Origin of the sequence: Occallatibacter sp. (assembly GCF_049802275.1) — a bacterium.
Taxonomy (GTDB): domain Bacteria; phylum Acidobacteriota; class Terriglobia; order Terriglobales; family Acidobacteriaceae; genus Telmatobacter.
The window spans coordinates 1-5,509 of sequence record NZ_JBARMD010000025.1 but is presented as its reverse complement, the minus strand read 5'-3'; the positions used below and the strand labels follow the sequence as shown (position 1 = coordinate 5,509).

Below are 5,509 nucleotides of genomic sequence, written 5' to 3'. Positions count from 1 at the left end.
CTCACGGGCACCATCCGTTGCTGCTGTTCCCGGCATTTCGACGACACGCGCGACGATCATCGTGAGATCGTCGGCCTGATCACTTCCACCGAAAGCCAGCGCGAGACGGGTTACCGCTTCGAGCGTCTGGTCTGCCGGTTGGCCGCGATGCTCGCACAAGGCGGCGATCAGGCGCTCCTCGCCGAACTCCTCCCCCTCCTTGTTGGCCGCCTCCGTCACACCATCGGTGAAGAGTGCAACGGTGTCGCCCAAATTCATCGTGACCTCTTCGACAGTGCACTCCCACTGGGGAAAAGCACCCAATACACAGGCTGTTGCACAGAGACGCTGCACGATTCCGCTGCGAGTGAGCAGGATAGGTGGATTGTGGCCGCAGTTTACGAATTGGAGGCGATGGCTTGCATCGTCGTACTCGGCGACAAACAAGGTGACGAAGTGCTGCGGAGCCGTCGACTCGTAGAGAAGTTTGTTTACCTGCCGCATCATCGTCGCAAGGTTGTCCCGTCCCGCCGTACAGTGGGTGCGCATTGTCGCCTGCAGGCCAGCCATCAAGAGTGCGGCCGGCATTCCTTTGCCTGAAACATCTGCGAGGACGATGGCGATTCTTCCCGCACCAACGTCGAGAAAGTCGTAATAGTCACCCCCGACAGCGCGAGCCTGTATGCAGACACCTGCGTAATCAAGTGTCTGCATAACGGGTGCGCGCTGAGGCAACAAGCGAGCTTGGACTTGCCGAGCCATTTCTGACTCATAGGCTGTTCGTCGCTCAGCAACGAGCTGCGCGGCCATCTTTTCGGCTAGGCGAATGCTTTCGATGGCGACTCCCGCCTGATTCGCAACTGAACTTAGAAGTCGTTTGTCTTCTTCGGAATATGGTTCTTCCGATAATCGTGGACCGAGAACAATGACGCCTACCAGCCCGCCATCACGTGCAGGGAGCGGAACGATGCACTCGCACCGAAGCGGCTCAATCATCGAAAACGGCTTGAATAGATCCGAATCCGGCGGCGGCACGTCGACAGGTTGGCCTCGCCGCGCAATCTCCTTGAGCAACGGGTGTTCGGTTGTGAGCCGGTGCAAATCAGAACGGACGCCGTCTGCAGAGGTCTGCAATACGCCATCGGCGACTTCGACATAGAGAGTCAGCGCAGAGGGATTCAGCGCTTTAGTGATCTGTTCCTCGAGCAGTGCTGCCAGTTGAGTTGTCTTCTGGACTTTACGGATTCGCTCGGCTAGATCTTCGAGGATTTGCCGCGCATCGTATTGACCGCGAAAAAAAGCTCGGTCGAGGCGGTGTCGCACGCGGTCCTGAATCCGGGATGTGCCGACAGCAATCAGACCTCCTACACCTGCCCCCGCCATTCCAACGGTAACGACTGCACCGCTGCCGGTCTCGCGCAGCCATGGAAAGAATTGAAAGAAGAACCGGACGAAGGCCCATGCGGCTCCGATGCTCGCGATCGTAATGAAGAGGGCGAACCCGCGGCGTACGAGCAAGTACCGGGCGCTACGCTTGAGCAGGACCGGAATATCCATCACCCTGTGTTTCACCACGGCATACGCGAATGAAAGAGGCACAAGGATGAGTGCTGCTACGTTGAAGATCCAGAGATAAAACGGCAGACTCAGAGGGCTGACTTCCTTTCCCGACTGGAGAACGTAGACGGTCATGCCAAGCATGGGAACCAGCCCAGCAGCCGTTCCCAAAGCCAGTACGCGAATCTTCCGTTTCGCTTCCACAGTGGGTGCGCGCCAACCATTCCAGGCCAGAGAGACCAATCCCAGGCAGAGCGCGCCAACCAAATAGCCCGTTGAAACGGGTGTAGGGTCAAACCATCCTTTGATCCATTCGGTGACCTGGAAAATCGTCGCCATAGACCCTGTTGTCGCTACGGTCCACGCCAGCGGTAACTCGATCAGAGCAGTTGTTCCAAGCAATGCAAATTTCAGCCATGGCACTCTGCGATCCAACGGGGAGGGAACGGGAAAGACGGCGAAGAAGTAATAGAAGATTGCAGGAAACAGTGCCTGAAACACGAACTGGAAAGTCAGTGCAAATCGACGGATAGCGACCGGGACCAGGGGCTCGGTTTCCGAATTCACAAACGGGGCGAGGGCGATAAAGCCGGTGAACATGATGGCCAGTAACCACGCGTTCCGGTCCAGTGGACGGAACCAAAGCACGGCCATTCCCACGCCAAGGAAGAATAAAGGATAACTTAAGAGCGAATTCATGACGACCACCTGGAAGAAGGTCGGATGGATTAGCTCGCGTGGTAGATCGGGCGTGATAACTGTGCGTTGGAATGCTGCTTCTGAACCTCGCTTGAGTGTAAACACGACGGGAGAGTTCGGTTTCGCCCACACGACGGAATCTATCCAGGGCTCGATTGAGTCGAGAGGCTGCCCGTTGATTTCGGCGATGTGATCGCCGGGTCTCAATCCAGCTCTCTCCGCTGGACTGCCAGTGCTAACTCGAACCAGATCGAGTTGCTTCTCTTCAGAGGAATATTGTCGAAGTACGACACCTATCCTGCTCTGTGGCAGGGACCGAATGTAATACGCCCATATGAAGCTGTAGACCGCGACCGCGAGAGTCAGCAGGGCCGCCAATAGCAAAAGAGAATGCCGCTTTGAAAACAGTCTGCCCACGGTTTCAACTTTCAACAATGCGCCATCGCCCAACAAATCATGGTGTCTGCCATTTCTGTGGCACCTGTTAGGTGTAATTCTCCCGGATCCCGACAAACCAATCGCAGGAAGAGTACAACGGCAGCAGGGCATTCCGCTGTGACAATGAGTCTGAAACTGAACCTATTCACGGGGCGTTATCACAGACTGGAATAGCAGCTAGCAATAAACTTTTGGTGGAAATACTGTGTTCCTAGAATGATCAGCCGTACGGAGAAGTCGAATGAAGCTTGACTCCAGGATGGTGAGATCATTCAGTGTCTTTGTTGTGTTAGTGATCCTGATCACGGTATATCTATTCTTCATTCGCCCATCACAACTACGCTGGGGTGCCGCGACAGAGGAGATGAGGCGGTCAATGCCCGGCGACGACCTGGTCGCCAATCCGAACTTCGTGGCGACACGAGCCATCACCATTCGAGGTCGGCCGGAGGATATCTGGCCCTGGATTGCGCAGATGGGATTTGACCGGGCCGGGTACTACGGCTACGACCTCATCGAGAATATTGGCAGCAAGACGGGTATCCGCAGCGCTGAATCGATTGTGCCGGATTTGCAGCATCCGAAAACTGGCGGTGTACTTCCCATCAGTAAGGTCGCGCATCTGACTTTCGGACAAATCGAACCCAACCAGTTCCTGATCTGGCAAAGCGAGGCAGTGCCTCACGATGGCGCCTTCACGTGGGCGCTATATCCAGTCGACGAGAGCAACACGCGCCTCGTAAGTCGCATTCGGCTTCGATATCACCGAGCAAGTAGTGCTTTAGCGCTGGACCTGTTTACGGAGTTCGCCGATCACGTTGCCGTGCCAAAGATCCTGGCAGGCATAAGGGATCGCGTTGAAGGCCGTGTCCCCGAGTCGCTTGTAAGCGAGGCGATAGAAATCGCGATCTGGATTCTCGCGTTTGCGGAGTTTGCGATTTCGATCGTACTCGTGTTCTGTTGGCGGCAATGGTGGCGTGCCTGGGCCCTCGCCCTCAGTGCCGGATTGTTACTCCTATTCGTTCTTTATGCCCACGCTTCATTGTGGTTTGGTGCGGCTTCGGACTGTGGAATGGCGATATTAATGCTTTGGCTGTCACGACGCGCGCCCCCGAGATGGTCGCAGATCTGAATCAGCTTTCCGGAGGAGCAGCCTGCCTCTTTGCTATCGCTCGACCGGTTCATCCGCTATAAGTACGGCTTCCTGTGCATCTAGCCAGGGTGTAAAGTCTATCCGATCCTGCTTGCAAATTGCCTTCATTGCAGGGCGGGCGGTCATGGGGCCCGAGGGAAGCCCTCCACCGGGCATAACCCATTGTCCTACCATCACGAAGCCACTTAACCCGGGAAGAGTGTTGGGCAGAGGCCTGAAGCTTGCGCCAGGCTCAACCAGCCATCCCTCCATGGTTCCCTTCCAGTTACCGGTGTAGCGGATGACAGAGGCTGGCGTCGACACGTCGACTACCTCGATTGCTTCGCGCACGCCAGGGACCCGCTTTTCCAAGACGGAGATTATGGAGTCGGCGACACGGTGTTTTTGGGCCTGGTAACCGGCTAAATCCTTGCCGCGCATATCGGTCCAATACGTGAAGTTTCGCGTCGGAAGAACGCTGGTGACGGCGGTTTTGCCCTTCGGGGCGAACGTCGGATCGAAGTGGAAGAACCGGAACGGAACATGATCAAGTTCGGTGCCGGGGTCCACCATGAGCGGAGTTGCAACAACCTGCGTAATCATTGGAGGTTGATCGCTGAGATCAAGCGCCACACCGAGCGACACCTGGACGTACGAAGCGAACAATTCTTTTTCGTCATACCTGCTCCGCGTTGCCGCATCGACGTATTTGCCGCCCAGGAGATCAAAGATCGTGGCGTGACCATCGGCTGCAGAGATAACCCAATCGGCTGCGACGATCTCCCCGTTGGCCAACTCCACACCGATCGCCCTGTCGTTCTCCACCAGAATTTTCTCGACTTTGGCTTTGAAACGGATCTTCCCGCCGAGACTCTTGATCTTGTCTTCGATAAGCCGGATTAACGCCTGCGATCCGCCGATGCAATAGCCCGCATTGCCTGTGTTCATCCAGGCCAGCGAAAGGATCATGGCGATGGCGGACATTTTTCCAATATCACCGCTGGAGAAGAAGTTCCTCAGAAGCGGATCGGAGAAGCGACTGCCATATTCTGCGCCGCTCATCTTCGTCAGTTTGCCGAGCAGTGGAAAGATCGGCAGGTCACGGAGGATGTTGCGCCAGTTTTCGGCCAGGCCTCCCGAAGGGTCGAGGACCCTGAATTTGCCGAGACTGCGGATTGAGCGCGTAAGATCCCTGATCGCGACGGCATCCTGCGGAGCACGTCTGAGAAGTTCCGCCTCCAGGTGATCCACGTTGGTGTAGACACTCAGCTTCTCGCCGTTCTCGGTTTCGATACGGACAAACTCTTCCGGATTGATAAAGGTCAGCTTCTCAATATCAAGTATTTCTCTCCATTGTGCGTGGAACTCCCCAATCGGACTTGAGCCAACCAGCCAGTGCAGGCACGTTTCAAAGGTGTATTGGCCGCGACGCCAACTCATTGCAAGGCCGCCAGCCATGTCATGCATTTCAAGTACTTCAACCTGGTAGCCGCACTTCAGCGCATACACGGCGGTGCTAAGCCCGGCAATACCGCCGCCGATGATTACGATCCTTCTACGATTCTGCCTCATTGACCTGATCTCCCAATTGCGCGTTTGGCGGCGTTGGAACGATCGTCTTCCACGGAAATCTACATCAAGGCGATCAGACAACCGCTCAAGAGACTTGTCATGCAAGTTGATAGGGACGAACCCGCGTTGCCC

3 protein-coding genes are annotated in these 5,509 nt (G+C 55.9%); 1 reads left to right on the top strand and 2 read right to left on the bottom strand.

Translation table 11 applies throughout. The annotated features are described in order from the left end of the window. Positions 1–2,784 (bottom strand): SpoIIE family protein phosphatase (locus WA354_RS00750; RefSeq protein ID WP_472811094.1); only part of this gene is annotated, 2,784 nt, incomplete at its 3' end. 130 nt (positions 2,785–2,914) lie between these two features. Here WA354_RS00750 and WA354_RS00745 point away from each other — a divergent pair. After that, complete coding sequence (locus WA354_RS00745) at positions 2,915–3,805, top strand: hypothetical protein (RefSeq protein WP_472811093.1); 891 nt, start codon at positions 2,915–2,917, stop codon at positions 3,803–3,805. A 33-nt stretch (positions 3,806–3,838) separates the two neighbouring features. On the opposite strand, the gene WA354_RS00740 is transcribed toward WA354_RS00745, so the two are convergent. Further along, positions 3,839–5,377 carry a phytoene desaturase family protein gene (locus WA354_RS00740; protein WP_472811092.1) on the bottom strand — a complete coding sequence of 513 codons (1,539 nt, stop codon included), beginning with the start codon at positions 5,375–5,377 and terminating at the stop codon, positions 3,839–3,841. Positions 5,378–5,509 lie beyond the last annotated feature (132 nt).